Raw genomic sequence first — 25,391 nt, 5'->3', positions numbered from 1 at the left:
ATGGACCCGATCTGGACCGTCGGCCTGATGACCGGCACTGTGCTCGATGGCAATATCGATGTCGCCATGCTCAAGACCGATGGCGAGCGCGTGGAAAGCTTCGGCCCCTTCACGCTGGCGCCCTATTCCCCATCGATCCGCCGCTTGCTCGAGGACACCCTGGCCCAGGCACGAAAATGGAACTTCGAGGGTGCCGATCCCGCCATTTTTGCCGAGGCCGGGGAGGCGCTGACCCGCGCGCAGTCTGCGGCCGTGCGTCAACTGGTCGAGGCCAACGGCATGACCATGGCGGATATCGGCGTGGTCGGTTTCCACGGCCAGTCCGTGCTGCACCGCGCCCCGCAGCCGGGCCGCATCGGTGCCACCCGCCAGCTCGGCGATGGCGAACTGATGCATCGCCTACTCGGCGTCAAGGTCGCCTACGATTTCCGTACCGCCGATGTGCAGGCGGGCGGGCAGGGCGCGCCACTGGCCGCGATCTATCATCAGGCGCTGTTGCGGGGTCTCGACGCCAAGGGCGATACCGCCGTACTCAATCTGGGCGGCGTCGCCAACGTCACCTGGTGGGATGGTGCCGATACGCTCATCGCGTTCGATGCCGGCCCCGCCAATGCGCCGATCAACGATTTCATCAAGGACCTCGGGCTGGGGGAGATGGATCGCAATGGCCAACTGGCTCTGCGCGGCGAAGTCGACGAGCCCCGCCTCAAGGAATTGCTCAAGCACCCATACCTTTCGGCGCCCTATCCAAAGTCGCTCGATCGCTTCGACTTCCTGTCCACCATGGCCGATGGCCTCGGCCCGGCGGATGGCGCCGCGACGCTGACCGCCTTCACCACCAGTGCTGTCGGCAAGGCGCTCGACCTGCTACCGCAGCGGCCCAAAAAACTCGTAGTCTGCGGCGGCGGCCGACACAATCCGGCGATCATGGCCATGCTGGCGACCCGTGCGAACGTCGAGGTGGTCCCCGCCGAAGCGGTCGGCTGGCGCGGCGATGCTATCGAGGCGGAATGCTTCGCCTTCCTCGCCGTCCGCGTCATCCGCGGCCTGGCGATCAGCTTCCCATCCACCACCGGCGTGCCCCATCCATTGCAGGGCGGTCGTATCGCGGGCTAGAGCGCCTTCTGCAAGAAGGTGCGGGCGCGGCCGGGAGGGAAATTCGCAAGTTCCCCGAACGGCACGTAGCCCTGCCGCTGATAGGCCCTCAGCGCCACCGGGTTGAAGGTATCGATATAGGCGCCGTGACAGCCACGCTGTCGCGCTTCGGCCTCGGCCGCCCCGAGCATTTGCCCGGCCATGCCCCGCCCGCGCTGTGCTTCAGCGATCCACAGCCATTGCACATAGAGCCAGCCCCAGGCCGTATATCCCGAAATGCCGCCCACAATGGCGCCGTTCTCGTCGCGCACTAGCACGATGAGAGCAACCCGCCCCGATGGGCCGACATCGGCTTCGTTGAACGCCGTCAGCCCACCGGCGATTGCCGCCAGTTCGTCCGGTGTCGCCTCTGCCGTCACGGTGACCGTTGTGGTGCTCATGATCCCATTCAATCAACGCGGCGGCTATCCCGCCACCTATCACTGATCCTGCAGCGCCATCCACGGCATGAACAGCTTCGGGTCGCCCTCGCTGAGCTGCATTTTCGGGCTGGGCCTCCCCAACACTTCGCCCGCGGCAATGGCCAGCCGATGCTGGTCGACGCCGATGGCCGCAAAGTGAGCGTCCGGTTGCTCCTGCCGGCGGGGTGACGCCAGGGCTTCGTGCAGGGCGAAGGCGTCGATGCCGAGGTCATCGAGCTTTGCGGGACTAAGGCGCATGAGGTCCTGCAAGGCCGTTCTCTGCTTCCTGTGGCGGGCGAAGGCGAAGCGTACTCTATCGAAGATCAACTGCAAGGTGCTCATCACGGCAATCCTTCCTGTCATCGTTTCCTGACTTCGCAGACAAATTGCGCGCAACTGGCTATACTCTCAATGTCCAGTTCGGAGGAAATGACTTGACCAGTCGACAGACAGAGCTCCTCATCGGCCTCAACCGCGATCACCCCGCGACGCTTCGAGCGCAGATCGAAACACAGCTCCGTGAGGCCATCCGCGCCGGTTCCCTCAAGACCGGGGTGGTCCTGCCATCCTCCCGCGAGCTGTCGCGACAACTGGCCGTTTCGCGGCCACTGGTGAGCGAGGCCTATGCGCAGCTTGCCGCAGAGGGCTATCTCGCCATCCGGCAGGGCGCGCTGCCGGTTGTTACCGCAGCCAGCAACAGCGATCCGCAGGCGCCGTTGGCAGCAGCCGCAAAGCCCGCCGCCGCGCCGCTCCTTCGCTATGACTTTCGCATCGGCCTGCCCGACCTGACCTCGTTTCCAAAATCTCTTTGGCTCAAGGCGACGGGCAAGGCGCTGGCGCAGATGGAGCCCAACGACTTCGGTTATGGCGACCGTCACGGCGTGCTGCCGCTACGCGTGGCTCTGGCGGATTATCTGGGCCGGGTTCGCGGCGTGATCGCCACTCCCGACCAGATCGTCGTTACCGGTGGCTTCGAAGCCAGCCGCAGCCTGTTTGCCCGCGCGCTCCGCAAGGTGGGCGTCGCCGCCATGGCGATCGAGGATCCTGGGCACACGAACCTGGCGGCACTGATCGCCGCCGGTCTGGAGCTGGTCAAAGTCCCCGTCGACGCGTTCGGTATCGATATCGAAAAGGTGACCTCGACCACTGTAGCGGCGGCCCTCGTCACGCCATCGCACCAGTACCCGACCGGCGTGGTGCTGAGCCCCGAGCGGCGGCACAACTTGCTGGCCTGGCTGCGGGAGCGCAACGGCTTCGTACTCGAAGACGACTACGATGCCGAGTTTCGCTATGACCGGCGGCCGGTAGCCGCGCTGCAAGGTCTCGATCCGAACACCGTCGTCTATGCAGGAACGGCAAGCAAGGCACTGGCTCCGGCGTTGCGGCTCGGCTGGCTGGTGGTTCCACATCGCCTGCTGGAAGACCTCCAGGCAGAGCAGCGGATAAGCGATTATGGCGTAAGCCGCATCGATCAGCATGCATTGGCCGTGCTCATCACCAGCGGAGAATACGATCGGCACCTGCGGCGGATGCGACTGCAGTATCGGCGGCGACGGCAGATGCTGATCAATGCGCTGGCCGAGTTCATGCCCGATGCCACCGTGACCGGCATTGCGGCCGGCCTTCATGCCTCGGTGACCGTGCCCCGCCACTACGATGAGGAAAAGTTTGCTTCAGTGGCGGCGCGAATGGGTCTCGCGGTGAGCATGCTCACGCACCATTTCATCGCAACCGGTCCGGCCTCGACCACTCTTCTGGTCGGGTTCAGCACCGTGTCGGAGAGCAATATCCGGCCTGGCATCCGCGCCCTTGCTACCGCCCTGGCATACGAATGAGACCTGCTCAGGCGCTGTCCAGCGCCAGCAGTTCGCATTGCAGGATTTCGCTGCGTGGGTCCCCGCTATAGGTGCCGTTCAGCCGCTCGATCAGCATGATGCTGGCGCGATGCGCCAGGGCAGACGGGGCGACACCGACGCGGGTCAGGGTAGGGCGGGCATAGCGCATTTCCGGCTGATTGCCGAATGACGCAACCGCAATATCCCCCGGCACCGATAGGCCGTGGTCGTAAAGCCGCGCCAGCCCCGCATTGGCCATCAGGTAATTGGCGAAAAAGATCGCGCTGGGCATTTTCCCGCGATGGTTCTCGACCAGCCAGTCGACGGCCTGTTCGCCTGACGGGGCCAGATAGGTGCCCTCGTAGCGCAGCGTAGGGTCGGAGGGAGCCCCCCCATCCGCCGTGCCTTGTTCGAAGCCGTCCGCCCGAGCCATGGCTTCGGAAAAGTAGGATGGCCCAGTCACGTGGGCGATGCGCCGATGCCCCTTGCCGACCAGGTATCGGCCCATGGCTGCCCCGCCGCCGAAATCATCCGCCTTCACATTGTCGACCGCCTGATTGGGCAGGTCGCCGATGAACACCGTGGGCATATCCAGCTTGAACAGCACATCGTGCATGCGGTGCAGGGCGAAATTGCCCACGATCAGGCCATCCACCCGCTTGTTGCGAATCTGGCGCAGGTATTCGCGGTTGTGCTCCTGCGGGTGCCCGCCGGGCACGTCGGAATTGAAGATCATGGTGTCGAGCCCGATCGCCTCGAGCTCCACCTGCGCCGTCTTGACCAGCTCGGTATAGAACGGATTGAGAATATCGGGGATGAGCAGGGCCACGATATTGGTGCGGCCCGTGCGTAAGCTCTGCGCCTGCGGATTGGGCGAATAGCCCAGCTCCTCCACGGCCGCCAGAACGCGCTCCCGCAGGTGCGGCGATACGCGATCGGCGTGGTTGAGCACGTGCGAAACGGTGGTGCGCGACACGCCGGCACGCTCGGCAACTTTTGAGATCGTCGTCATGAATGGATCGCTACCACTGAGAAAATCGGTTTGCAAATTGATTTGTGAATGCATTTGCAAAACCGGATTTGCTTGCTATGCTGAGGTTGTCGAACGGGTTCCGGTCGCACGTAGTGGGTTGCAGCACGCTTGAACTGGCACATAAGCCGGCGGCGCGCAGGCCATTCGGGAGAGAGCAATTGCAGACAATCAACGACAGCGCGTAGCCGCGCCTCTAGCCAATTTTTCGCCAAAATCACGAGATGCCGAGCCCGCGCGTCATGCGCCGGGGACGGTCCAGTTTTGCGCATGCCGTGGCTCGGTGCGCGCCGTGTTCGCGATCGGCTGCACTTTGCCCGCTTCATACGGAACATCAGATGAACGCCCCCTTTTCCGGCCTCGATCTCTCTCTCGGCAATCTCTACAGACTCTCGGACGCCAAGACCCGCTCAATATCGCCGGAGAACTTCTCCGGGGAAAAGGGGAAAGGGGGCATGGCCACCGAAGGCACCGGGGCCAATTGCGCCCGCGGGCTGGGGCAGGGCTGGAAAGTATCGCCCTCGATCCGGATCGAGCCCGGCGAGACGCGGGTGCTGGCCGATATCGAGGGGCCGGGCGCCATCCAGCAGATATGGCTGACCACGGCCAATCTGCGCTGGCGCGACCTGATCCTGCGCATCTATTGGGACGACCAGGAACACCCCTCGGTGGTGGCACCGATTGGGGATTTCTTCTGCTCGGGCTGGAACCGGTTTGCGCAGGTGACCTCGCTGGCGGTCTGCGTCAATCCCGGCCGCGCCTTCAATTGCTATTGGCAGATGCCGTTCCGCAAGCGGGCACGCATCGAAATCGAAAACCGCGATCCGACCGATTTCGGCATCATCTATTACCAGATCAACTACGCGCTGACCGAGGTGCCCGAGGACGCGGCCTATTTCCACGCCCAGTTCCGCCGCACCAATCCGCTGCCGTTCAAAGAGGATTACACCATCCTCGAAGGCGTGAAGGGCAAGGGCCAATATGTGGGCACCTATATGGCCTGGGGCGTCAAAAATGCCGGCTGGTGGGGCGAGGGCGAGATCAAGTTCTTCATGGATGGGGATGCGCAATTTCCCACCATCTGCGGCACCGGCACTGAGGACTATTTCTGCGGCGCCTATAATTTCGATGGCGGGGTGGTGGATGACACCATGGACAGCCGCTATCGCGAGTTCACCACGCCTTATGCCGGTCTGCCGCAGGTGCTCCGGCCCGATGGGGTCTACCAGAGCCAGATGCGCTTCGGCATGTATCGCTGGCACATCACGGACCCGATCCGCTTCGACGATGACCTGCGGGTGACGATACAGGCGCTGGGCTGGCGTACGGAGAAAAAGGACCGCCGCTACCTGCCGCTGCAGGACGACATCGCCTCGACTGCCTTCTGGTACCAGACGCTGCCGACCGCGCCCTTCCCCGAACTCGCCGACCGCGATTATCTCGAAGTCATCTGATGAACCTGCTCCGCTATATCGCTGGGCGGCTGGTGGTCTACATCCTCGTGGTCATCTTCGCGCTGACGGTGCTGTTCTTTGTGCCGCGGCTGGGTCCCACCGACCCAGTCGAAGCCATGTTGGCCAAGGTCGCCTCCCAGGGCGCCTATATGGATGCGGCGCAGGTCGATGCGCTGCGCCAGTCGCTGGCCGATACGTTCGGGCTGGATGGCTCGCTCTGGGATCAATACGGCGCCTTCATCAAGCGCATCGTCCTGACCGCCGATTTCGGGCCGTCGCTGTCGATGTATCCCACCCCGGTGATGGAGCTGATCCGTAACGCCCTGCCATGGACCTTCGGGCTGCTGCTGACGTCGACTTTGATCGCATGGGTGTTGGGCAATTTCGTCGGCTTGCTCTCGGGCTGGAAGCCCAACAGCACCAGCTCGCGCGTCATGGAAGGCATCGCCATCTGCCTCTATCCGATTCCGTACTACATTCTGGCTCTGTTGCTCTCGATCCTGTTTTCCTACATCTGGAAAATCTTCCCGCTGACCACCACCATCCGCGGCGCGCCGTGGAGTTGGGAACTGATCACCAGCGTGGTGTGGAACTCGTTCCTGCCGGCCATGTCGATCGTCATCGTGGTGTTCGGCTGGTGGGTGATCAGCGTCAAGGCGCAGACCACCGCGCTCAAGGAAGAAGAGTTCGTGCGCTATGCCCGCCTCAAAGGGCTGGGCGACGCGCGCATCCTGTCGCGCTACGTGCTGCCCAACGCCATCCTGCCGCAGATCACCTTTCTGGCGTTGCAGATCGGGCTGATGTTCAACGGCTCGCTGATCACCGAAATCCTCTTCGATTATCCGGGACTTGGTCTCTTGATCTACACCGCCGTGCTGCAGGGCGACTTCAACCTGCTCATGGGGACGATCAGCCTGTCGGTCATCGCCGTGGCCACCGCCACCATGATCATCGACCTGATCTACCCGCTTCTCGATCCCCGCATCCGGCACAGGTAGCATCATGGCAAAATTCTTCGCTGATGCCCCGTTCCGGCTCTATCTCGGTGTGGTCCTGGTCATCGTCTTCATCATCTTCGGCGCTATCCTGCCGTGGTTTGCGCCCGGCGATCCGCTGGTGTGGTACACCGCACCGCGCAACCAAAACCCCAGTGCCGCCCATTGGCTTGGCACCACCAGCCTTGGCCAGGACGTGTTCTGGCTGCTGACCTATGCCCTGCGCAATTCGCTGATCCTCGGCCTGATCGTCGCTGGCTTTTCGACGGTGATCGGGGTGTTTCTCGGTCTTGCTGCTGGCTATGCCGGTGGCTGGCTCGATCGGGTGTTGTCCTTCTTCATGGATGCACTGCTCTGCATCCCGACACTCCCGATCCTGATTCTCATGGCGGCATTGTTCGGTGGGCAATTGGCCCTGCCGATCGTCGGACTGGCTTTGGTGCTGTTCAACTGGCCCTATCCGGCGCGTCAGGTCCGGGCCGTCGCGCTCACCATGCGCGAGCGCGAATTCGTCAATGTCGCCTGGTTTTCCGGGGAATCCAGCGTGCGCATTCTGGTGCGTCACATCTTCCCCTATATCGCCGGCTGGTCGGCCGCCAACTTCATCAACACCGTGCTGGTGGGCATTTCGACGGAAAGCGCGCTGGCCGTCATCGGGCTCTCCAGCGCCCAGCAGGCGACGCTCGGCACCATGATCTACTGGGCCATCAATTATCAGGCCCTGCTCGGCGGCAAATACATCTGGATCGGCTCGCCGGTGGTGGCCATCGTGCTGCTGTTCATCGGCCTGTTCCTGGTGTCTTCGGGCGTTTCGATGCGCTCCTCCGCACGGAGGATGAGCATATGATCACGGTCGACAACGTCACCGTCGGTTACGGAACGGCGGGCTTCATCAAGGCCGTCGATCAGGTCAGCCTGACCATCAACGACAACGAAATCCTCGGCATTGCCGGGGAGTCGGGTTCCGGCAAGTCCACGCTGATGCGGGCCGTCTATGGCGATTTCTCCACCGGCCTGCGCATCCAGAGCGGCACCGTCACCGGACGCTTCGAGGATGCCAGGACCGGCAAGGTCATCGAGGCGCAATCCAGCCAGTTCGCGCCACTGTGGTGGGATCAGCTCAGCTATATCCCGCAAGGCTCGATGAGCGTGCTCAACCCGCTGATGAAAATCGAGGCCCAGGTCGTCGATGGCCTGCCGGCGCGCGAGAAGCAGGGCAGCAGCCGGGCGCTGCGCCAGCGCATCGCCGATTTTCTCGCCGGCTTCGGCCTCGAGGAAACCGTGCTCGATGCCTATCCGCACCAGCTGTCGGGCGGCATGCGCCAGCGCGTGCTGGTGGCCATCGCCGCCTTCGTCAATCCACGGCTCATCCTGGCCGACGAGCCCACCACGGCCCTGGACGTCGTGGTTCAGAAGAAGATCCTCCTGATGATGGTCGAAATCCAGCGCCGCCAGCGCAATTCGCTGGTGCTCGTCTCTCATGATCTGGGCGTGCACTACCAGATCACCGACCGGCTGGTGATCATGTACCAGGGCCGGATCGTCGAGCAGGGGCCCACCGCTGAGGTCTTCGCCAACCCCCAGCATGATTACACCAAGAACCTGATTGCCTCGCTGCCGCGCCTCCACGGCAAGCGGGCGGTCGAAGTGGTGGGAGCGTCCGCATGACCGGCGCTCCCATTCTCGAAGTGCAGAACCTGACGCGTGCCTATCGCAAGGGCGGTCTGTTCGGCGGCAGCTCATTCAAGGCCGTGGACAATGTCTCGTTCACCCTGCCGGCCGAACCGCAGGTGTTTTCCATTGTCGGCGAATCCGGGTCGGGCAAGACCACTATTGCCCGCATGATCCTGCGCCTGGTTGAGCCCAGCGAGGGCAGCATTCGCTTGCTGGGGCGGCCGCTGAGCGGCAAGTCGAGCGACCGCATCGACAACACCGAATTCCGGCGACTGGTGCAGCCCATATTCCAGAATCCGTTCGAGGCCTTCAGCGCCTATCTCCCCGTGGAGTTCTATCTCCGCCGCACCGCGCTGAACTTGAAAATCGCGCGCAATGACGCGCAGGCCGTTGAAGCGACCGACCTGGCGCTGAAATCGGTGGGCCTGAGTTACGAGCGCATCCGCGGCAAATACATCCGCCAGTTTTCGGGCGGGGAGCTGCAGCGCATCAGCGTGGCGCGGGCGCTGATCCCCAAGCCGAAGCTGATCGTTGCCGACGAGCCGGTGTCGATGGTCGACGCCTCGCTGCGCATGTCGATCGTCAACCTGTTCCGCCAGATCGTGGAAGAGCAGGGGGTGTCGTTCATCTACATCACCCACGACCTGTCGACGGCCTATTACCTGTCCGACCAAGTCTCGATCATGAACACCGGCCGCGTCGTCGAGAGCGGCGCGCCCACCGAAATCCTCGACAATCCGACCCAAGCCTACACGCGCGAGCTGATGGCGGCGATCCCCACCGTCGGCCAACGCTGGGGCGAACTTGCCGATATCGACCGCAAGTTTGGCTATGCCGATACCAGGCAAAAGAGTGCGTCAACGCACCAGACCATCAATCACAACGCTTAATGCGACAGGAGGAACCATGACGACGACCCAATTCCCGAAACGGCGCGGCAGAAGCACGCTGATGGCGGTGGCGCTGGCGATCACGCTCGGCGGCACCATGCTTACCACCGCCACCATGCCCAGCTTCGCCCAGCAGATGACCGATGTCGGCACGCCACGCGCCGAAACGCTCATCGTCGATATGCTCAATGCCCGCGTCGGCAATCCGACCAATATGAACATGTACCAGCAGGGGGTGACCATCAATCAGGGCTACCACCAGATGGCGGGCGCTCTGCTCTATGATATCGACACCGCCAAGGGCAGCCAGATTCCCGATCTTGCCGCCGAGATGCCGGTGGCCAATGCCGATTTCACCGTCTTCAAGGTGGCACTGCGCCAGGGCCTCACCTGGAGCGACGGCCAGCCCTTCAGCGCCGACGACGTGGTGTTCACCGACCAGATGATCCGCAATACCCCGGCGCTGTCCTATAGTTCCGCCTATGCCGCCCAGATCGCCTCGGTGACCAAGGTGGACGACAACACTGTCGAGATCACCACCACCAAGCCAACGCCACGCCTCGCCATCGTGCTGGGTTCGGTCATCTATGGCAATCCATTCCACGTCGTGCCCAAGCATGTCTGGGAAAAAGAAGATGCGGCGACCTTCACCAATTTCCCGCCGGTGACCATCAGCGCCTACAAGTACAAGGACAGCGATCCCAACGGCACCTGGTTCCTGTGGGAAAAGCGCGAGGACTGGCAGAACTCCGACGTCGGCCAGATCGTCGGCGAGCCCGCCGCCAAATATGTGCTGTTCCGCAGCTATGGCACCGAAGAGCGTCGCGTGCTGGCCATGGCCGCCAACGACATCGATATCCTGACCGACATCTCGCCGGAAAGCCTCGATATCCTGCGCAGCCAGAACCCGAAAATCCACGCCTGGTTCAACGACTTCCCGTACGCCAACCTCGATGATCCGTGCGAACGTGGCATGCATTTCAACACCTCCAAGGCGCCCTATGACGATGCCAAGACGCGTTGGGCTCTCGCACTCGCCATCAATGCAGAACAGGCCAGCATCGCCACGTTCTCTGGCATGCTGCGCGCATCCCCGATTGCCATTCCGCCCACCACGGTGCTGATGGACACCTATCACAAGCCGATGGCCCAATGGCTGGCCGAGTTCACGCTCGAGGACGGCTACAAGCCGTTTGATCCCGACTACGCCGTGCGCCTTGGCGAACGGCTGCGTTCGGAAGGCGCTGCCGGCATTCCCGAGGACCCCGAGGCGCTGCGCAACCTGCTCGGCGTCGGCTGGTGGAAGCATGACCCCGAGGAAGCCACCAAGCTGCTGAAGGCGGCCGGCTTCACCAATGATGGCGGCCCGTGGCTGAAACCCGATGGGACGCCCTTCACCATCAACATCCTCGCGCCTGCCGATTTCGAAGTGGAATCCCAGCGCCTGGCTTTTGCCGTCGCCAATGAGTGGACCCAGTTCGGCGTGCCCACGCAGGTGCAGCAGATGCAGGCCGGCGCCTTTTTCACGGCTGAAAACACCGGCGACTATGAAGTCGGCTCGTATTGGGGCTCGTCCTGCGCCATCACGCCGGATCTCTTCGTGCGGATGGAAGGCTGGCACAAGGACTATGTGCGCGATAACGGCACGCCGGCCTCGTCCAATCAGGGCCGCTATGTCGATGATGAACTCAGCGCCCTGATCGACAAGCTGCGCGCCATCCCGGCCGACGATCCGCAGATCGTGCCGCTGGGCACCGACATCCTCAAGGAACTGGTCCAGGGCCTGCCGGTGATTGAGATGTTCGGCACCTCCAAGTTCGTGCCGGTGAATGAGACCTATTGGACCAACTATCCCTCGGCCGAAAATTACTATGAAGGCCCGTGGTGGTGGTGGAGCAATTTCAAGTTCATTGCCGCCAAGCTGAAGCCAGCCGCCGCGCAATAAACCCTGAGGGGAGGCCGTTCGCGGCCTCCCTTTTTCCATCAGCTTGCTCGCGGAGCGCGGGTGGATGACAGAACGCCGCCGTTGCGCTAGCGTCCAGCCATGTTCAATCCCTCCTTCATGGCCCGCTTTGCTTGATCCCCGCCTGACCCTTTTGCGCGACGGAACCGCCGCCCGGTCGCTGGAAGGCATCGTCCCGGCCACCCGCTATATCGACACGACCATGCGCCAGGCGACGGTCCCCGCCGCCGCCCTGCGCCGCGCGCCGTCGCCCGATGCCGAACAGCTCGATCAACTGCTGTTTGGCGAACTGTTCGAGGTGCTAGACGAGGCGGATGGCTGGGCCTTCGGGCAGGCGAAACGCGACGGCTATGTCGGCTATGTCGAGACAACCGGGCTGACTGTGCAGACAACCGCGCCGACCCATACGGTGCGGGCGCTACGCACCTACGCTTTCAGCGTGCCCAGCATCAAGGCCCCGCCCACCGGTCTCTATTCGATGAACGCCCTAATTACCGCCGAAGGGCAGGAGGGCCGCTTCGTCAAGACGGCGGCCGGCTGGTTCGTGCAGGAACACCTCGTTCCCATCGCCCAGGCGGAGCCCGACTATGTGGCGGTCGCCAAGCGCTTCGTGGGCGCGCCCTACCAGTGGGGCGGCCGCGAGAGCCTGGGGCTCGACTGTTCCGGGCTGGTGCAGCAAGCGTTTTACGCCAGCGGCCGAGACTGCCCGCGCGACAGCGACCAGCAGGCGGCGATGGGTGAGCCGGTCGATGTGCTGCGGCGCGGGGACCTCGTTTTCTGGCGCGGCCACGTGGCGATCATGGTCAGCGACACCGACATCGTCCACGCCAACGCCACCCATATGGCCGTGGTGATCGAACCACTGACCGAAGCCATCGCCCGCACGATCGCCAAGGGCGGCGGTGAACCGACAGCATACAGAAGGCTTTGACCGGGGGCACACGCTCCAACCACAGGGAGGACCAAATGCGACCGCTTCGATTTTCGATCAATGTCACTCTCGACGGCTGCGTCGATCACAATGCCGTCGAGCCGGATGAAGAGATGCATCATTACTCGGCCCGGATCATCGAACAGGCCGACGCGCTGATTTTCGGCCGGGTCATGTACGAGATGATGCAGGGTGCTTTCCGGAAACCGGCGGAAACGGAGATCTGGCCCGACGGGCTTGTCGAATGGATGCGGCCCTTCGCGCGAACCATCAACGCGGCCAAGAAGTATGTCGTGTCGGATACGCTCGAGCGGGTCGACTGGAACGCTGAGCTCATCCGGGGTGATCGCCTGGAGGAAACCGTCCGGCAGCTGAAGCAGGAGCCCGGCGATGGCCTCTACGTGGCAGGCGTGACGCTGCCGCTGGCGCTGGCCGAGCTGGGATTGATCGATGAGTACGAGTTCATCGTGCATCCCAGGCTTGCGGGCCATGGGCCGACGCCGTTCGCGGGCCTGTCGAAGCCCGTCGACCTGAGGCTTGTGGGCCAGCAGGAATTCGGGTCTGGGGCCGTGGCAATGCGATATGAGCTGCGACGTTAGCTACGCCGGCATTGGGCGAATGAAGTGATTGGCGGCGATCGTGCGCACCTCGGGCTGGGGCAGGGCGGTCTGACGCCGGATCACGTCGATGCGGCTGAGTTCGTCGTCGGGTCGGCCTTCGCCGAAACGCCGGTCCGGATCAGGCACGGCCGATAGCAGCAGCCGCGTATAGGGGTGCTGCGGATTGCCCAGCACACTGTCCATGTCGCCCCATTCCACGATCTGCCCGGCATACATGACCATGATGTCCTCGGCCACGTAGCGGGCCGTGGCGATGTCATGCGTGATGTAGAGCAGCGCGAGGCCGAGCTGCGACTTCATGTCGTTGAGCAGGTTGAGAATGCCCAGCCGAACCGAGACGTCCAGCATGGAGGTCGGCTCGTCCGCCACGATGACGGCGGGATTGACCGCCAGCGCCCGGGCGATGCTGATGCGCTGGCGCTGGCCGCCGGACAGTTCGTGCGGATATTTCGCCGCGATCAGGGCAGGGTCGAGCTTGACCCGCTCCAGCAGCTCGGCGACGGCCGCCTGCCGCGCGGTGGCCCCAAGGTCAGGCTGGTGCAGCCGCAGCGGTCGTTCCAGGTGATAGCGTACGGTATGGGCTGGGTTGAGCGCGGAAAATGGATCCTGAAACACCATCTGCACCGCGGCGCGATAGGCCTTGAGGCTGCCGTCGCCAACGGGAGCACCGCGGAACAAGAGCTGCCCCTGGTCTGGACGATATTCGCGCATGATCAGCCGCGCGGCGGTGGTCTTGCCGGAGCCTGACTCGCCCACCAGCGCCAGGGTACGGCCCGGATAGAGCGCGAGCGATACCGAGCGCGCGGCATAGACGGGCTTGTCCTTGCTGCCGAAGACTTTGGAGACATTGTCGAGCGCCAGGACGGGGGCAGGGGCAGTCATGAGGCGGGTTCCTGGCGGATCGGGGTGCCGTGCAGTCGCGGCATCGAGGCCCAGAGGCGCTTGGTGTAATCGTGGCTGGGCGCGCGATAGATCGTCTGCGCGTCGTTCACTTCCACCAATTCGCCCTCCAGCATGATGCCGATGCGGTCGCTGACCTGCACCATCAGGCCCAGATCATGGGTGATGAAAAGCACCGAAAAGCCCAGTTCCTTGCGCAGCGTATCAATGCGCTGCAGGATTTCGCGCTGCACCACGACGTCGAGCGCCGTGGTCGGCTCGTCCATGATCAGCAGCTTCGGATTGAGCGCCAGGCAAATGGCGATGACGATGCGCTGGCGCATGCCGCCCGAGCACTGGTGCGGATAGGCCGAAAGGCGATCGGGCGAGATATCCACCAGCCGCAGCAGTTCAGCGGCGCGCGCCTTTGCCTGTACGCGCGATAGGCCCAGATGGGTGTTGAGCACATCGTAAAACTGCGCCTCGATGGTCAGCACGGGGTTGAGCGAATTCATCGCGCTCTGGAACACCATCGCCACCTCGCGCCAGCGGAAGCTGCGCAGTTCGGCGTCGTCGAGTTCGAGCACGTCGCGCCCGTCGACCAGAATTTTGCTGCCGGTCCGGATCAACGCCGGCGGACGATGCAGGCGGCTGATGGCGAAGGCGATGGTGGACTTGCCGCAGCCGGATTCTCCCGCGAGGCCGAAGAACTCGCCCGGCGCGATATTGAAGCTGACGTCCTTGACGGCGTGGAAGACGCTCTCGGCGCCGACATAGTCGATGGAGAGATTGGCGATCGAGAGGACGTTCACAGCTTGCCCTCCCCGGCGCGGACCATTCGCGTCCAGCGGCCCAGCATGCCCCCCGTGCGCAGGCGCGGATTGGCCACTTCGTCGATGGCGAAATTGATCAAAGCGAGACTCAGGCCCAGCAAAGCCAGCGCGAAGCACGGCGACAGCAGGTCCCACCACGCGCCGACCGACAGGGCCGAGGCGTTCTGGGCATTGTACAGCATGATGCCCCAGGACACGGTATTGGGATCGCCCAGCCCGAGGAATTCCAGCGTTGCCTCGGTGATGACCGCGAAGATGACGCTGCCGATGAAGTTGATGCCCACGATGGAGATCAGGTTCGGAAAAATCTCGAAGGCCATGATGCGCCAGCTCGGCTCGCCCAGCATTTCGGCGGATTTGACGTAGTCGCGCTGGCGGATCGATAGCGTTTCCGAACGCGTGACGCGCACGCCCCAGGCCCAGGATGTCAGCCCCAGGATAACCGCGATGACCGGCGGACTTGCCTGGCCCACAAAGGCCGCGATCACCAGCAGCAGCGGCAGGTTGGGAATGACGAGCACGAGGTTGGTGAAGAAGTTGATGATCTCGTCGATCACGCCACCCTTGTAGCCGGCAATGATGCCCAAAACGGTGCCGATCAGGGTAATCATCAGGCCAGCCCCAAAGCCCACAGCCAGCGACACCCGCGCGCCATAGATCAGGCGGGTGAACACATCATGGCCCAAGCGCGTCGTTCCGAGCCAATGCTCCAGCGACGGCGCCTGATGCGGGCGGCCGACACGCTGGGTCGGGCTGTACTCACTCAGGAACGGCGCGAAGATGGCGACGAGAATGATGATGGCCAGGATGGTCACGCCCACCGTGGCCTTCTTGTTCTGCAGGAGCTGGGAAAAGAGCTGCATCGGTCAGGCCTTCTTGAGGCGCGGATCGAGCAGTACATAGCTCAGATCGACGACGAAGTTGGAGACCAGCATGGCCGCGGTCATGATCAGCAACTGTCCCTGGATCACCGGATAGTCGCGGGCCAGGATGGCCTGGTAGAGCATATTGCCCAGGCCCGGATAGTTGAACACCACCTCGGTCACCAGCGAGCCGCCCAATATGGTGCCGATAGATATGGCCAGGGCAGACACGGTGGGCAGCAGGGCGTTGCGGGCAGCGTACCACAGCATCACATGGTTTTCGCTGAGCCCCTTGGCGCGGCCCATGACGATGTAGTCGTCGCCCAGCAGGTTGATCATGTTGTTGCGCATGGTCACCGCGAACCCGCCGGTGAGCACAATGACCATCGTGAACATGGGCAGCGCGCCGTGGTGGATCACGCTGGAGATATAGCTCCAGCCAAAGGCCGGATCGAGCATCGGATCGGCCGCATAGCCATTGGGGAACCAGCCCAGGCTATAGCCGAAGACGAACAGCATGGTCAGCGAAATGACCACCGCGGGAACCGAGCTGGAGAAGATCGACAGCAGCGAAACCACGGAGTCGAACAGCGTTCCGCGGCGCCAGGCCGCCATGACCCCGAGCAGCGTGCCCAGGATGAAGCTGACAATGGTGGCGCTGCCCACCAGGCCCACAGTCCAGACCAGCGCGCGCGCCAGCAGCTCGGTGACCGGCAGGGGGAAATATTTGACCGAACGGCCCAGGTCGCCTGTGAACACGCTCTGCAGGTAAGCCAGATATTGCTGGCCGATCGGGGCATCGATGAAGCCAAAGGTTAGCTTGAGGGCGTTGAGGTTTTCCATCGACAGGTTGGAGCCGGCACCCGCGAACATGATCTGGACGGGGTCGCCCGGCATCAGGCGGGGCAGAAAGAAATTGATCGTGGCGGCAGCAATGAACGCCGCCAGATAAAACACCACGCGCCGGAGCAGAAAGGCCATTGGATGCGAATTCCTCCGAAGGTCGGTGTCCGGTTGTGAGGGCGCGCCGCAGCGCGTCCTCACCTGAGCTCAGCGATGATTATTGAGCAACCGGTCGCAGCGCCAGCAACTGGATCAGGCGGCCCGGATTGGCATTGGAGACCACCGGCGAGCTGATCGGATTGTCGGCGCTGGCCCAGCCGGTGAAGCGCTTGGTGCTGTACTGGTAGAAGGATGGGCTGTTGTAGACCGGGATCACCGGCATGGCCGCCGCCACCTTGAGCTGGATGGCGTCCATGATCGACTTCTGCTCGGCCGGGTCCTTCACCTGGGTGTATTTATTGAGCATTTCGATCACTTCGGGATCGGTCCAGCGCTGGGCCGAAAAGCGGCTCTTGCCGAAATCGGCCGGATTGAACGAGCGGATATAGGGGAAATACGGATTGGCGGCCGATGCGATGGCGTTGAGCGACATCGAGTATTTCGCGTCGATCAAGTCAGATGCCCATACCGACTCCTCGGGGGTGCTCATCTGCACGTTGAGACCGGCCTGTTTCAGGCTTTCGATGGCGATCTGGGTGGCGTCGATCCAGTCGGTCCAGCCATTGGGGATTTCGATATCGACGGCGATCGGCGTGCCATCAGGATTGTCGCGGAAGCCGTCCCCGTCCTTGTCGACATAGCCGGACTTGTCCAGCAACGCCACGCCGGCATCGAGGTCGAACTTGCCATATTGGCCAAACTGGGTGGCGACTTCCGGATTGCCGAACGCCTTGTAGAACTCGCCCAGCATGGCCGGATCTTCGTTGATCACCGGATAGCCATAACCGGCAATGTCGATGATGGTCTGCCGGTCGATCAGCATGCTGACCGCGCGGCGGAAGTTCACGTCATTGAACGCCTTCTTGTTGTTCTCGTCTGGCGATTCAAGGTTGAGCGTAAACGCGACGAGGCTCGATGGCAGGAACCAGTATTTATTGTGCTCGGGGTCCTTGGCCACGAAAGTGTTGTCGATGTCGGGAATAAAGCTGGTCGCCCAGTCGAGCGTGCCGTCCGCCAGCGCCGCGAGCACCTGCGGATTGTCGGCGAGCTGGGGCAGGCGGATGCAGTCGACCTTGAGGCTATCGGCGTCCCAGTAATTGGGATTGCGGCATTGCTCGTAAACCTGCGGGGTGAAACGGCTGATTTCCGTCAGCGGACCCGAGCCGACCGGCGTCTCGTTGGAGAAAGTCACCGGATCGGCAACATCCTTCCAGATGTGCTGCGGCACGATGGGCATGCCCACGATGGTGGTGGCGATCAGCGAATTGGGCTGCACCAGGTTGAAGCGGACAGTGTGCTCATCGACCTTTTCCACTGACGCCATCAGTGGCGCAACCGAGTTGAAATCCAGCGCCGGGAACTTCTTGAGGTAGTCGTAGGTGAACACCACGTCGTCGACGGTGAGGGGTTCTCCGTCGGACCACTTGAGCCCGTCGCGCAGGGTGAAGCTGATCGACTTGAGGTCGTCCGCCAGCTCGAAGTTTTCCGCCAGGCGGTATTCCCACTTGTTACCCGCCAGGCGATTGAAGATCGCAAGCGGCTCGTAGATGAAATCCTTGGTCGTCGCGCGGGCAGAGGTCTGGTTGAACGGATTGAAATTGCGCACCCAGGTCGTGGTCTGTTCGGAACTGACCGTCAGCACGCTCTGGGCGCTGGCCGGCGCCGCCGCCATCGCCATAACCACGGCGGAAGCCGCCAGAATGATCTTGTTTTTCAGCACTGCTTTTCTCCCTCTGCAATCTGAACACCGCCTAGGCGATGCCGTTCTCCTCGAATATCTGCTCAACTTCGGCGTGTAAGGCGGCAATGTCCACCCGCTTGGCGCCGCGCATGGCCTGCCCGCGCGCAATCCGCACCAGACTCTCCTGGCTGAGCGGCCGCGCTGCTCTCGCCGCCGCCTGGCTGGCCGCCAGATCGCCCTGGCTATGCAGGGCAATGTCATAGCCGGCATCGAGCGCCGCAGTGACGCGCTCCGCCCAGGTGCCCTTGAGCGCCTCCATGGTGAGGCAATCGGTGATGATCACCCCGTCATAGCCAATGTCCTTGCGGATAACCTCGCATACCAGCGGCGAAACCGATGCGGGGCGCTCCGGATCGATCTGGGTGAAAATCAGATGCGCGACCATGGCCCAGGGCGTATCCCGCAGCGCCATGAACGGGCGGAAATCGGTGTCGCGCAAGTCCTCGCGGCTGGCATCGACCACCGGACAGTCGAAATGGGGATCGACCGTGACCCGTCCATAGCCCGGAATATGCTTGATGACCGGCAGCTCGCCCGCTTCCAGCATGGCCGCGATGACTTCGCGCGCCATGGCGATGACAAGGTCCGGATCGTCGCCGAATGCGCGCTGGCCAATCACCTCATGGGTACCCTTGCGCGCCAGGTCGACCACCGGCGTCGTGCCGCTATCGATGCTCAATTCGACCATCAGCGATGCCATCGCCTGGGTCGAGAGCCGCATGGCGCGCTTGCCCAGCTCAATATCCTTGCGCGCCAACGCCCCGAATTCGCCGAGGCTGCGGAAGCTCGGCCACTTGCCGTTGTTCAGCCGCTGAACCCGCCCGCCTTCCTGGTCGATGAACACCGGCGCATCCTCGCGCCCCACCGCCTCGCGGAACTGGGCGCACAGGCGCCGCACCTGCTCAGGATTGTCCAGGTTGCGCCGAAACAGGAACAACCCGAACGGATTGGCCTCGCGGAAAAACGCCATTTCGTCGGCCGAAAGCTCCAGCCCCGGTATGCCGACAAACAGCGCAAGCGGCGTGGAAGCAGCCATTACGCGCCGGCCTCCGGCTTGGGCCGGACGCGCAGCAGCCCCTGATAAATGTCTTCCTTGTCAGCTTTGATCGGCACCGCCCCCACGGCCTTGACATAGAACTCCACCGGACCAGCCGAACCGATGATCGCATAGGCGTAGCCGTGCGCCTTCATCGCCGCCAGCGTGTGATAGAACAGCGCCAGGCCGATGTTCTTGCCGCGCTGGCTTTCGGCGACCCCGGTCGGTCCGAAAAATCCCCGCGCCGTAGCATCGTAGCAGGCGAAGCCGACAAGCTGGCCGTCGACCGTCGCGATCAGGCAACCCGGCGGCTGATGCGCCATCGCCACTGTCAGCTCGCTGACCCAATACTCACTGAAATTCTCCCGCACCCAGTTCTGGACGAAGTGCAGTTCCGGCGGGAGCGCAACGCGAATCACAGCCTCGACATTCTCGACCCGCCCCGCCAGGGCGGCCATCCGCTGAGAATAGAGGTTTACCAGGCAATCCATGGACACAACGAACCAATCTGATCCTTGCCGCAACGATACGCGAGCCGCCAGCAAGGGTCCACGCCCATTCGAGCCTATAGGTCACCCCGGTGCTAGGTGAGACACTCGCAGATTTTGTGACACCCTTTGTCAGGGTTCAGCACTGTGTCCTTAACGCCCAAAAAACCGCTCCTTGAGGTCCTCACAGGCACCGTCTAGACCGGGGAACAGAGCACCTTGGGTAATACCCATCATCGCAAGGTCTTTCAGAGCATTTTCCCGGTCTCCGTAAGGAAGGTCGAACGCTCGCAGGTAAACCGTCGACGACAATGCTTCGCAGGATTGGATGTATGTTTCCACATCATCTACATTTGTTACCATAGACAGCGCCTGTTGAGGGCCGGCCCTTAGGTTCTCAAGAGAAAGTGGGTATAGAACTGTCGCCGACCCTGAACCCATGACCCGCCAGCGATGGCGGGTTTTTGCTTTTCCACTGTCCGCTGGCGAAACGTCAGTTGGTTGTTGCTTACACACTCGCCACAGGTACATTTTGGGCAGATCACCGGGTTTCCCGAGTGGCAAGGGCAAACATGGCACATCCAAGCGTCAGAGCGACACTGCTATTGGTGTTCATTAAGTTCCATATGGACGCAATGGCGAAGGTATATTCCACGAGCGCTGCGGCGTTGCGAGACAGGCAAGGGCGACTACGGGAGGAATACACCAATGCCGGTGAGGGAACACCGCCAGAATACATCGAAGGTGTTGGCTGGCCTCCCAATCCGCGCGAGGCTGCCATAGACCTAGATGATGAGATCGAGAGCGCCCTGAGCGAGTTGCGCGTCTGGCTAACTGTGAGCCTCTATCATACGTTCGAAAAGAAGGTGATCAGCCTAACGCGCACGACAGAGCTGAAAATCTGGCCCGCGATAAAAAACCTCAAACAATACGGCATTGTCTTTGACACTCACCTCTTGAATGAGTTGCGCCTCGCGGCCAACGCCACGAAGCATGGCCCGCTTAGTGAGGACATGAAACTTCTCAAAGAGCAGCGCCCCGACCTTGTAGCAGGCGATGAGGTCATAATCTCGCAGGAACAGTTCGACACATTCTGCGGCATCTTCCGCGAAATGCGCATAGCCGACTCTGTCCCCTGACAACTGTCCCCATTTCTCCGCTCGTGGGCCGGGGCCAGATGACAGCGGAAAGGCGTCAGGTAGGGGCCTTCCCATGTTGCATCTCATGTTGCACGGAATCGCGGGAACCCTGAGAAACGCCCGGAATCCGGGGAATCTTACTGAGGGCTCTGCAACAAAAAACCGGCAGTCTTTGTGTGCTGTCGGTCGCTTAAGTCGTTGATTTTGCTGATAAAACTTGTTGGCTGGGGAACCTGGATTCGAACCAAGATTGACGGAGTCAGAGTCCGCTGTTCTACCGTTGAACTATTCCCCAAAAGCGCAGGGCGCTTGGGAAGCGGCGAAAGGGGTGCTTTCGGGGGCGGTCGGTGGGCCGGCCCAGTTGCTTCGGAGCGGCTTTTAGCACATTCGACGCTCGGTTCAAGGCCTCAGAACCGATTGCCCAATTATTTCGGCGCACTTCTGGCCTCATCCCCGTGCGGCGGGCATTCACCGCTTGCAACGCCAGCGATTGCGCAAAACGGCCCCTTGCTTTACCGTCGATCCTGACACGCAATAAATGTGCGTCGGGCGCGGCCGCCTTATCGGTCGGCGACCGTGCACGCAGGAGACTATCGTGACCGATTCAGATCGGTCCGCTGCCGCGCTATCGTCTGCGAACGATGCGGCATTTCCTCCCCGGGATGGCGAACGCCAGAGCGGGGGAGGGGCAGGGGCAATCGACGCCCCAAGTCCCTCGCCGGAACAGCGGACGCCACCAGCGCCCAACCCCCACCGCAAGCATCGCGGCCCCGTTTACGCGGCGCTTGATCTTGGCACCAACAATTGCCGCCTGCTGATCGCGCGCCCGCACGATCATGGCTTTCGCGTGCTCGACGGGTTCACCCGCATCGTGCGGCTGGGGGAGGGTGTCTCCACCAGCGGCCGGCTCGGCGAGGCGGCCATGGAACGCACCATGGAAGCGCTGCGCCAGTGCCGCAATAAACTGCGCGAGCATCAGCCCGCCCGCATGCGCCTCATCGCCACCGAAGCATGCCGCGCCGCCGAGAACGGTCCCGCCTTTCTCGAACGCGTCAACAATGAAATCGGGCTTGATCTGGAAATCGTCGATCGCCGCACGGAGGCCGAACTGGCTGTCACCGGTTGTGCCGATCTGATCGATGCCGACGCTGCCGGTGCCTTGATGTTCGATATCGGCGGCGGCTCGTCCGAGCTGGCCTGGCTCGATTTCCGCGGTGGCCGGCCTAAAAGCCAGGGCCGCATGCCCGCTTCGATCCGCTCCTGGCAGTCGCTGCCGGTGGGCGTGGTTTCGATCGCCGAGAAATTCGGCGGTATCGATGTGACGCCGAAAGTGTTCGAGGCCATGGTCGCCCATGTGTCGGACCATTTGCGCCAGTTCCGCGGCCGCGAAAAGCTGCGCCAGATGATCGCCAGCCACCCCGTGCACCTGATCGGCACGTCCGGCACGGTGACGACGCTGGCGGGGCTGCATCTGGGCCTCGAGCGCTATGAACGCCAGAAGGTCGATGGCCTGTGGATGAAGCGGGCCGAGGTCGATGAGACCATGAAGATCCTGCTCGCCATGCCGTTCGAACGCCGCGTCGCCCATCCCTGCATTGGCCGCGACCGGGCCGATCTGGTGCTGCCCGGCTGTGCCATTTTCGAGGCGATCCGCCGCGAATGGCCCACCGATCGCGTCCGCGTCGCTGACCGGGGCCTGCGCGAGGGCATTCTGATCTCGCTGATGGACGCCGACCGCGTCCAGAGCCGGTCGACACGCTACCCGCTGCGGAGAAGCGCCAATGGCTGAAAAATCCCTCGGGACCGGCGGACGCAAGTCCGACAAAGACCTCAAGATCCGGGTCAAATCGGCCAAGGGCCGCAAGGTCTCCTCCACCATGTGGCTGGAGCGCCAGCTCAACGATCCCTACGTGGCCCGCGCCCGCGCTGAAGGCCTGCGCTCGCGCGCGGCCTTCAAGATCCGCGAAATGGACGAAAAGCATCACCTGTTCCGCAAGGGCATGCGCATCGTCGATCTAGGTGCCGCGCCCGGTGGCTGGTCGCAGGTTGCGGCCAAGGCGATCGGCTCGACCGAAGCCAATCCACTGATCGTCGCCATCGACTATCTGTTCGTCGATCCGATTCCCGGCGTCATCCTGTTGCAGAAGGATTTCACCGATCCCGACGCGCCGCAGACTTTGATCGATGCCATGGGCGGCAAGAAGGTCGACCTGGTCATGTCCGACATGGCCTGGCCCACCACCGGCCATCGCCCCACCGACCATCTGCGCATCGTGCACCTGATCGAGATCGCCGCCGAATTCGCCATCGACGTGCTGGCCGAAAACGGCATGTTCGTCGCCAAGGTGTTCCAGGGTGGCACCGAGCATGAGCTGCTGCACATGCTCAAGCGCCATTTCCGCACCACCGTCCATGCCAAGCCCAAATCCAGCCGCCAGGACTCCGCCGAGGCCTATCTGATAGCCAAGGGTTTCAGAGGGAATGTGGATCGAGAAGCGGTGGACGAGAGCGAGGAATAAGGCTGCCGTTTCTGCGGCCAGATAGGTACCCCCACCCCACCTCCCCCTATAGGGGGAGGAGTGCCCCGGCGCTTGGAACTCGATCAAGCCTACTCACCGAACGGCTCCTCCCCCTTCAGGGGGAGGCTGGGTGGGGGTGCTGTACGCCCCAGCCCCTAATGCCCATGCGGCCCCGACGTCAACTGATATCCGGCATTCTTGGGCAACCGCGCGAACATCACGGTTGAAATCGCCGTTAGCGCCGCGACCACGAAGAACGCCAGATGGAAATCCGCCAGCACCAGTTCCCCGCCACGGATGGCGTTGCTGGCCTCCAGTATCCCGCCACCCAGCGCCACGCCGAGAGCGATTGTCAGCTGCGCGCTCACCTGGCTCATGACATTGGCCTGGCCGGCATCCTTGTCGTCGATATCGGCGAACACGAAAGCATTGCTGCCGGTCCAGAAAATGGACTGCCAGAAGCCTACGAAGATCAGGATCGAGATGATCAGCGGCACCGGTGTGGATGGATCGTAAAGGCCCATCGCCACCAGCCCCAGGGCCGAAATGGCGGTCGAGACAACCAGCGCATTGCGAAAGCCCCAGGCAATGAACAGCCGGTTGGCAACGAACTTGGCGATGATCGCGCCCACCGCGCCGGCAAAGGTCACCATGCCGGACTGGAACGGGCTGAGACCGAAGGTCAACTGCAGCATCAGCGGAAACAGAAACGGCACCGCGCCTTGGCCCAGCCGGAAAAAAGTGCCCGCCACGATCGAGCTGCGGAAAAACGGAAACCGCAGCAGCCGCAGGTCGAACAGCGGATACTCAGTCGACAGCGCATGGCGAGCATAGAGATACCCCGCGCCGATGCCAACGGCCGTCGCCACCACGCCAACAATGGGGGGCAGGGCGGGCAGGCTGATCACCGAGGTCCCAAAGGCGAACAAGGCGAACGCCGTCCCTGCAAGCAGGAAACCCTTCATGTCGATTTTGCGCGGCGCATTGCGGATGGTCTCGGGCAGGAACTTGCTGACCAGCAGCACACCCAAAACGCCGATCGGCACGTTGATCAGGAAAATCCAGTGCCAGCTGAGATAGGTTGTGAGGAACCCGCCGAATGGGGGGCCAACGATCGGCCCGATCAGCCCGGGAATGGTCAGCCAGGCCATGGCGTTGACCAGGTCATGCCGTGGCGTCGCGCGCACTAGCACCAGCCGGGCTACCGGCGTCATCATCGCCCCGCCCATGCCCTGCAGGAAACGAGCACCCACGAAAGCCATCAGCGAGCCGGAGAGCGCACAGGCTATCGAGCCGATGATGAACACTGCCATGGCGCCGCGAAACACGTTCCGCGCCCCGAACCGGTCGGCCATCCAGCTGCTGATCGGAATAAAGATGGCCAGCGCCACCAGATAGGCAGTGAGCGCCAGTTTCAGCGCAATCGGCTCGGAGCCGATATCGGCGGCAATCGCGGCCAGCGACGTGGCAATCACCGTGGAATCCATGTTCTCCATGAACAAGGCTACGGCCAGAACCAGCGGCGTGATGCGGGAAGGGTTCATTCCTTGGCCAAAGTCCGCAGCTTGTGGCCTGAAACTTCCTTTCCCGCATCGGCGGGCAGCCGAATGAACACGAAAGCCGCCGAAGCTGAAATCGCTCCAACGATCCAGAATGCCACGTGGAAATCCATCAGCTGCAGATGTCCGCCGTGGAAGCTGACCAATATGCTCAGGATGCCGCCAGCCAGCGCGACGCCGAAAGCCTGCGTCAACTGCTGCATCACGGCGTTCATTGCCGCGGCCTGGCTGACATCGGCTTCTTCCACGTCGCCAAAGCTCATGGCGTTAAGCCCCGTGAACAGCATGGAGCGGAACACGCCGCCGGTAAGCAGCGCCACCATGATGAGCCACAGCGGGGTGGAGGGAAAAAAGAAGCCATTCGCCGCGATGAAAAGCCCGCTC

General features: G+C 62.7%; 25 protein-coding genes and 1 tRNA gene. 13 read left to right on the top strand and 13 right to left on the bottom strand.

Annotation, left to right across the window (positions count from 1 at the left end; genetic code table 11):
• On the top strand, nucleotides 1–1,116 hold the full coding sequence (locus JWR51_RS13215; protein ID WP_299748099.1) for an anhydro-N-acetylmuramic acid kinase: 1,116 nt from the start codon (nucleotides 1–3) through the stop codon (nucleotides 1,114–1,116).
• On the opposite strand, the gene JWR51_RS13210 is transcribed toward JWR51_RS13215, so the two are convergent.
• Together JWR51_RS13210 and JWR51_RS13205 are read right to left on the bottom strand one after the other, a co-directional pair.
• Complete coding sequence (locus JWR51_RS13210; protein WP_299748097.1) at nucleotides 1,113–1,535, bottom strand: GNAT family N-acetyltransferase; 423 nt, start codon at nucleotides 1,533–1,535, stop codon at nucleotides 1,113–1,115. The genes JWR51_RS13215 and JWR51_RS13210 overlap by 4 nt on opposite strands.
• 39 nt (nucleotides 1,536–1,574) lie before the next feature.
• Nucleotides 1,575–1,898, bottom strand: coding sequence for a hypothetical protein (locus JWR51_RS13205; RefSeq protein ID WP_299748096.1), 324 nt, complete (start codon nucleotides 1,896–1,898; stop codon nucleotides 1,575–1,577).
• 92 nt (nucleotides 1,899–1,990) lie between these two features.
• Between JWR51_RS13205 and JWR51_RS13200 the strand changes: the two genes are divergently transcribed.
• Complete coding sequence (locus JWR51_RS13200) at nucleotides 1,991–3,391, top strand: PLP-dependent aminotransferase family protein (protein WP_299748094.1); 1,401 nt, start codon at nucleotides 1,991–1,993, stop codon at nucleotides 3,389–3,391.
• A gap of 7 nt (nucleotides 3,392–3,398) precedes the next feature.
• Here JWR51_RS13200 and JWR51_RS13195 read toward each other — a convergent pair whose 3' ends face one another.
• Complete coding sequence (locus JWR51_RS13195) at nucleotides 3,399–4,403, bottom strand: LacI family DNA-binding transcriptional regulator (protein ID WP_299748092.1); 1,005 nt, start codon at nucleotides 4,401–4,403, stop codon at nucleotides 3,399–3,401.
• Nucleotides 4,404–4,759: 356 nt separating this feature from the next.
• On the opposite strand from JWR51_RS13195, the gene JWR51_RS13190 reads away from it, so the two are divergent.
• The 8 genes from JWR51_RS13190 (at nucleotide 4,760) to JWR51_RS13155 (ending at nucleotide 12,927) form a co-directional block, all read left to right on the top strand.
• Nucleotides 4,760–5,875, top strand: a complete 1,116-nt coding sequence (locus tag JWR51_RS13190; protein WP_299748090.1) for a glycoside hydrolase family 172 protein — start codon at nucleotides 4,760–4,762, stop codon at nucleotides 5,873–5,875.
• Nucleotides 5,875–6,873, top strand: a complete 999-nt coding sequence (locus JWR51_RS13185) for an ABC transporter permease (protein ID WP_299748089.1) — start codon at nucleotides 5,875–5,877, stop codon at nucleotides 6,871–6,873. Before JWR51_RS13190 ends, JWR51_RS13185 begins: the two co-directional genes overlap by 1 nt.
• Before the next feature lie 4 nt (nucleotides 6,874–6,877).
• On the top strand, nucleotides 6,878–7,717 hold the full coding sequence (locus JWR51_RS13180) for an ABC transporter permease (protein WP_299748086.1): 840 nt from the start codon (nucleotides 6,878–6,880) through the stop codon (nucleotides 7,715–7,717).
• Nucleotides 7,714–8,538, top strand: coding sequence for an ABC transporter ATP-binding protein (locus JWR51_RS13175; RefSeq protein WP_299748085.1), 825 nt, complete (start codon nucleotides 7,714–7,716; stop codon nucleotides 8,536–8,538). The genes JWR51_RS13180 and JWR51_RS13175 overlap by 4 nt, the downstream gene beginning before the upstream one ends.
• Complete coding sequence (locus JWR51_RS13170; protein WP_299748084.1) at nucleotides 8,535–9,434, top strand: ATP-binding cassette domain-containing protein; 900 nt, start codon at nucleotides 8,535–8,537, stop codon at nucleotides 9,432–9,434. The genes JWR51_RS13175 and JWR51_RS13170 overlap by 4 nt, the downstream gene beginning before the upstream one ends.
• A 16-nt stretch (nucleotides 9,435–9,450) precedes the next feature.
• Nucleotides 9,451–11,379, top strand: coding sequence for an ABC transporter substrate-binding protein (locus JWR51_RS13165; protein ID WP_299748082.1), 1,929 nt, complete (start codon nucleotides 9,451–9,453; stop codon nucleotides 11,377–11,379).
• A 127-nt stretch (nucleotides 11,380–11,506) separates the two neighbouring features.
• Entirely contained in the window at nucleotides 11,507–12,328 is an 822-nt protein-coding gene (locus JWR51_RS13160) for a C40 family peptidase (protein ID WP_299748080.1), read from the top strand.
• A 35-nt stretch (nucleotides 12,329–12,363) separates the two neighbouring features.
• Entirely contained in the window at nucleotides 12,364–12,927 is a 564-nt protein-coding gene (locus JWR51_RS13155) for a dihydrofolate reductase family protein (RefSeq protein ID WP_299748078.1), read from the top strand.
• Here the strand turns inward: JWR51_RS13155 and JWR51_RS13150 are convergent, their stop codons facing one another.
• From JWR51_RS13150 to JWR51_RS13120, 7 genes are all read right to left on the bottom strand, one after another.
• A complete protein-coding gene (locus JWR51_RS13150; RefSeq protein ID WP_299748076.1) occupies nucleotides 12,928–13,830 on the bottom strand; it encodes an ATP-binding cassette domain-containing protein in 903 nt (300 codons plus the stop codon).
• Nucleotides 13,827–14,639, bottom strand: coding sequence for an ABC transporter ATP-binding protein (locus tag JWR51_RS13145; RefSeq protein WP_299748074.1), 813 nt, complete (start codon nucleotides 14,637–14,639; stop codon nucleotides 13,827–13,829). The genes JWR51_RS13150 and JWR51_RS13145 overlap by 4 nt, the downstream gene beginning before the upstream one ends.
• Nucleotides 14,636–15,523: an ABC transporter permease gene (locus JWR51_RS13140; RefSeq protein WP_299748072.1), complete on the bottom strand. Its 888-nt coding sequence runs from the start codon at nucleotides 15,521–15,523 to the stop codon at nucleotides 14,636–14,638. Before JWR51_RS13140 ends, JWR51_RS13145 begins: the two co-directional genes overlap by 4 nt.
• A gap of 3 nt (nucleotides 15,524–15,526) precedes the next feature.
• Nucleotides 15,527–16,504, bottom strand: a complete 978-nt coding sequence (locus JWR51_RS13135) for an ABC transporter permease (RefSeq protein ID WP_299748069.1) — start codon at nucleotides 16,502–16,504, stop codon at nucleotides 15,527–15,529.
• Nucleotides 16,505–16,583: 79 nt separating this feature from the next.
• Nucleotides 16,584–18,203 (bottom strand): ABC transporter substrate-binding protein, encoded by a 1,620-nt coding sequence (locus JWR51_RS13130; protein ID WP_299748361.1) that lies wholly within the window; start codon nucleotides 18,201–18,203, stop codon nucleotides 16,584–16,586.
• Between the two features lie 73 nt (nucleotides 18,204–18,276).
• Complete coding sequence (nagZ, locus tag JWR51_RS13125) at nucleotides 18,277–19,302, bottom strand: beta-N-acetylhexosaminidase (protein ID WP_299748067.1); 1,026 nt, start codon at nucleotides 19,300–19,302, stop codon at nucleotides 18,277–18,279.
• Complete coding sequence (locus tag JWR51_RS13120; protein ID WP_299748065.1) at nucleotides 19,302–19,793, bottom strand: GNAT family N-acetyltransferase; 492 nt, start codon at nucleotides 19,791–19,793, stop codon at nucleotides 19,302–19,304. Before JWR51_RS13120 ends, nagZ begins: the two co-directional genes overlap by 1 nt.
• Before the next feature lie 602 nt (nucleotides 19,794–20,395).
• On the opposite strand from JWR51_RS13120, the gene JWR51_RS13115 reads away from it, so the two are divergent.
• Nucleotides 20,396–20,929, top strand: coding sequence for a hypothetical protein (locus tag JWR51_RS13115; RefSeq protein WP_299748063.1), 534 nt, complete (start codon nucleotides 20,396–20,398; stop codon nucleotides 20,927–20,929).
• A 221-nt stretch (nucleotides 20,930–21,150) separates the two neighbouring features.
• Here the strand turns inward: JWR51_RS13115 and JWR51_RS13110 are convergent.
• Nucleotides 21,151–21,224: transfer RNA gene (locus tag JWR51_RS13110), tRNA-Gln, on the bottom strand.
• Nucleotides 21,225–21,524: 300 nt separating this feature from the next.
• Between JWR51_RS13110 and JWR51_RS13105 the strand changes: the two genes are divergently transcribed.
• Nucleotides 21,525–22,718, top strand: coding sequence for a Ppx/GppA phosphatase family protein (locus JWR51_RS13105; protein ID WP_299748062.1), 1,194 nt, complete (start codon nucleotides 21,525–21,527; stop codon nucleotides 22,716–22,718).
• Nucleotides 22,711–23,448, top strand: coding sequence for an RlmE family RNA methyltransferase (locus tag JWR51_RS13100; RefSeq protein ID WP_299748061.1), 738 nt, complete (start codon nucleotides 22,711–22,713; stop codon nucleotides 23,446–23,448). Before JWR51_RS13105 ends, JWR51_RS13100 begins: the two co-directional genes overlap by 8 nt.
• A gap of 155 nt (nucleotides 23,449–23,603) precedes the next feature.
• Here the strand turns inward: JWR51_RS13100 and JWR51_RS13095 are convergent, their stop codons facing one another.
• Entirely contained in the window at nucleotides 23,604–24,992 is a 1,389-nt protein-coding gene (locus JWR51_RS13095) for an MFS transporter (protein ID WP_299748060.1), read from the bottom strand.
• A partial coding sequence (locus tag JWR51_RS13090) for an MFS transporter (RefSeq protein WP_299748059.1) occupies nucleotides 24,989–25,391 on the bottom strand: 403 nt, incomplete at its 5' end. The genes JWR51_RS13090 and JWR51_RS13095, both read right to left, overlap by 4 nt.

This window comes from Devosia sp. (assembly GCF_028290625.1).
Lineage (GTDB): Bacteria > Pseudomonadota > Alphaproteobacteria > Rhizobiales > Devosiaceae > Devosia.
Note: the sequence above shows the minus strand (reverse complement) of the source record. Positions and strands in the feature narration are given on the sequence as shown.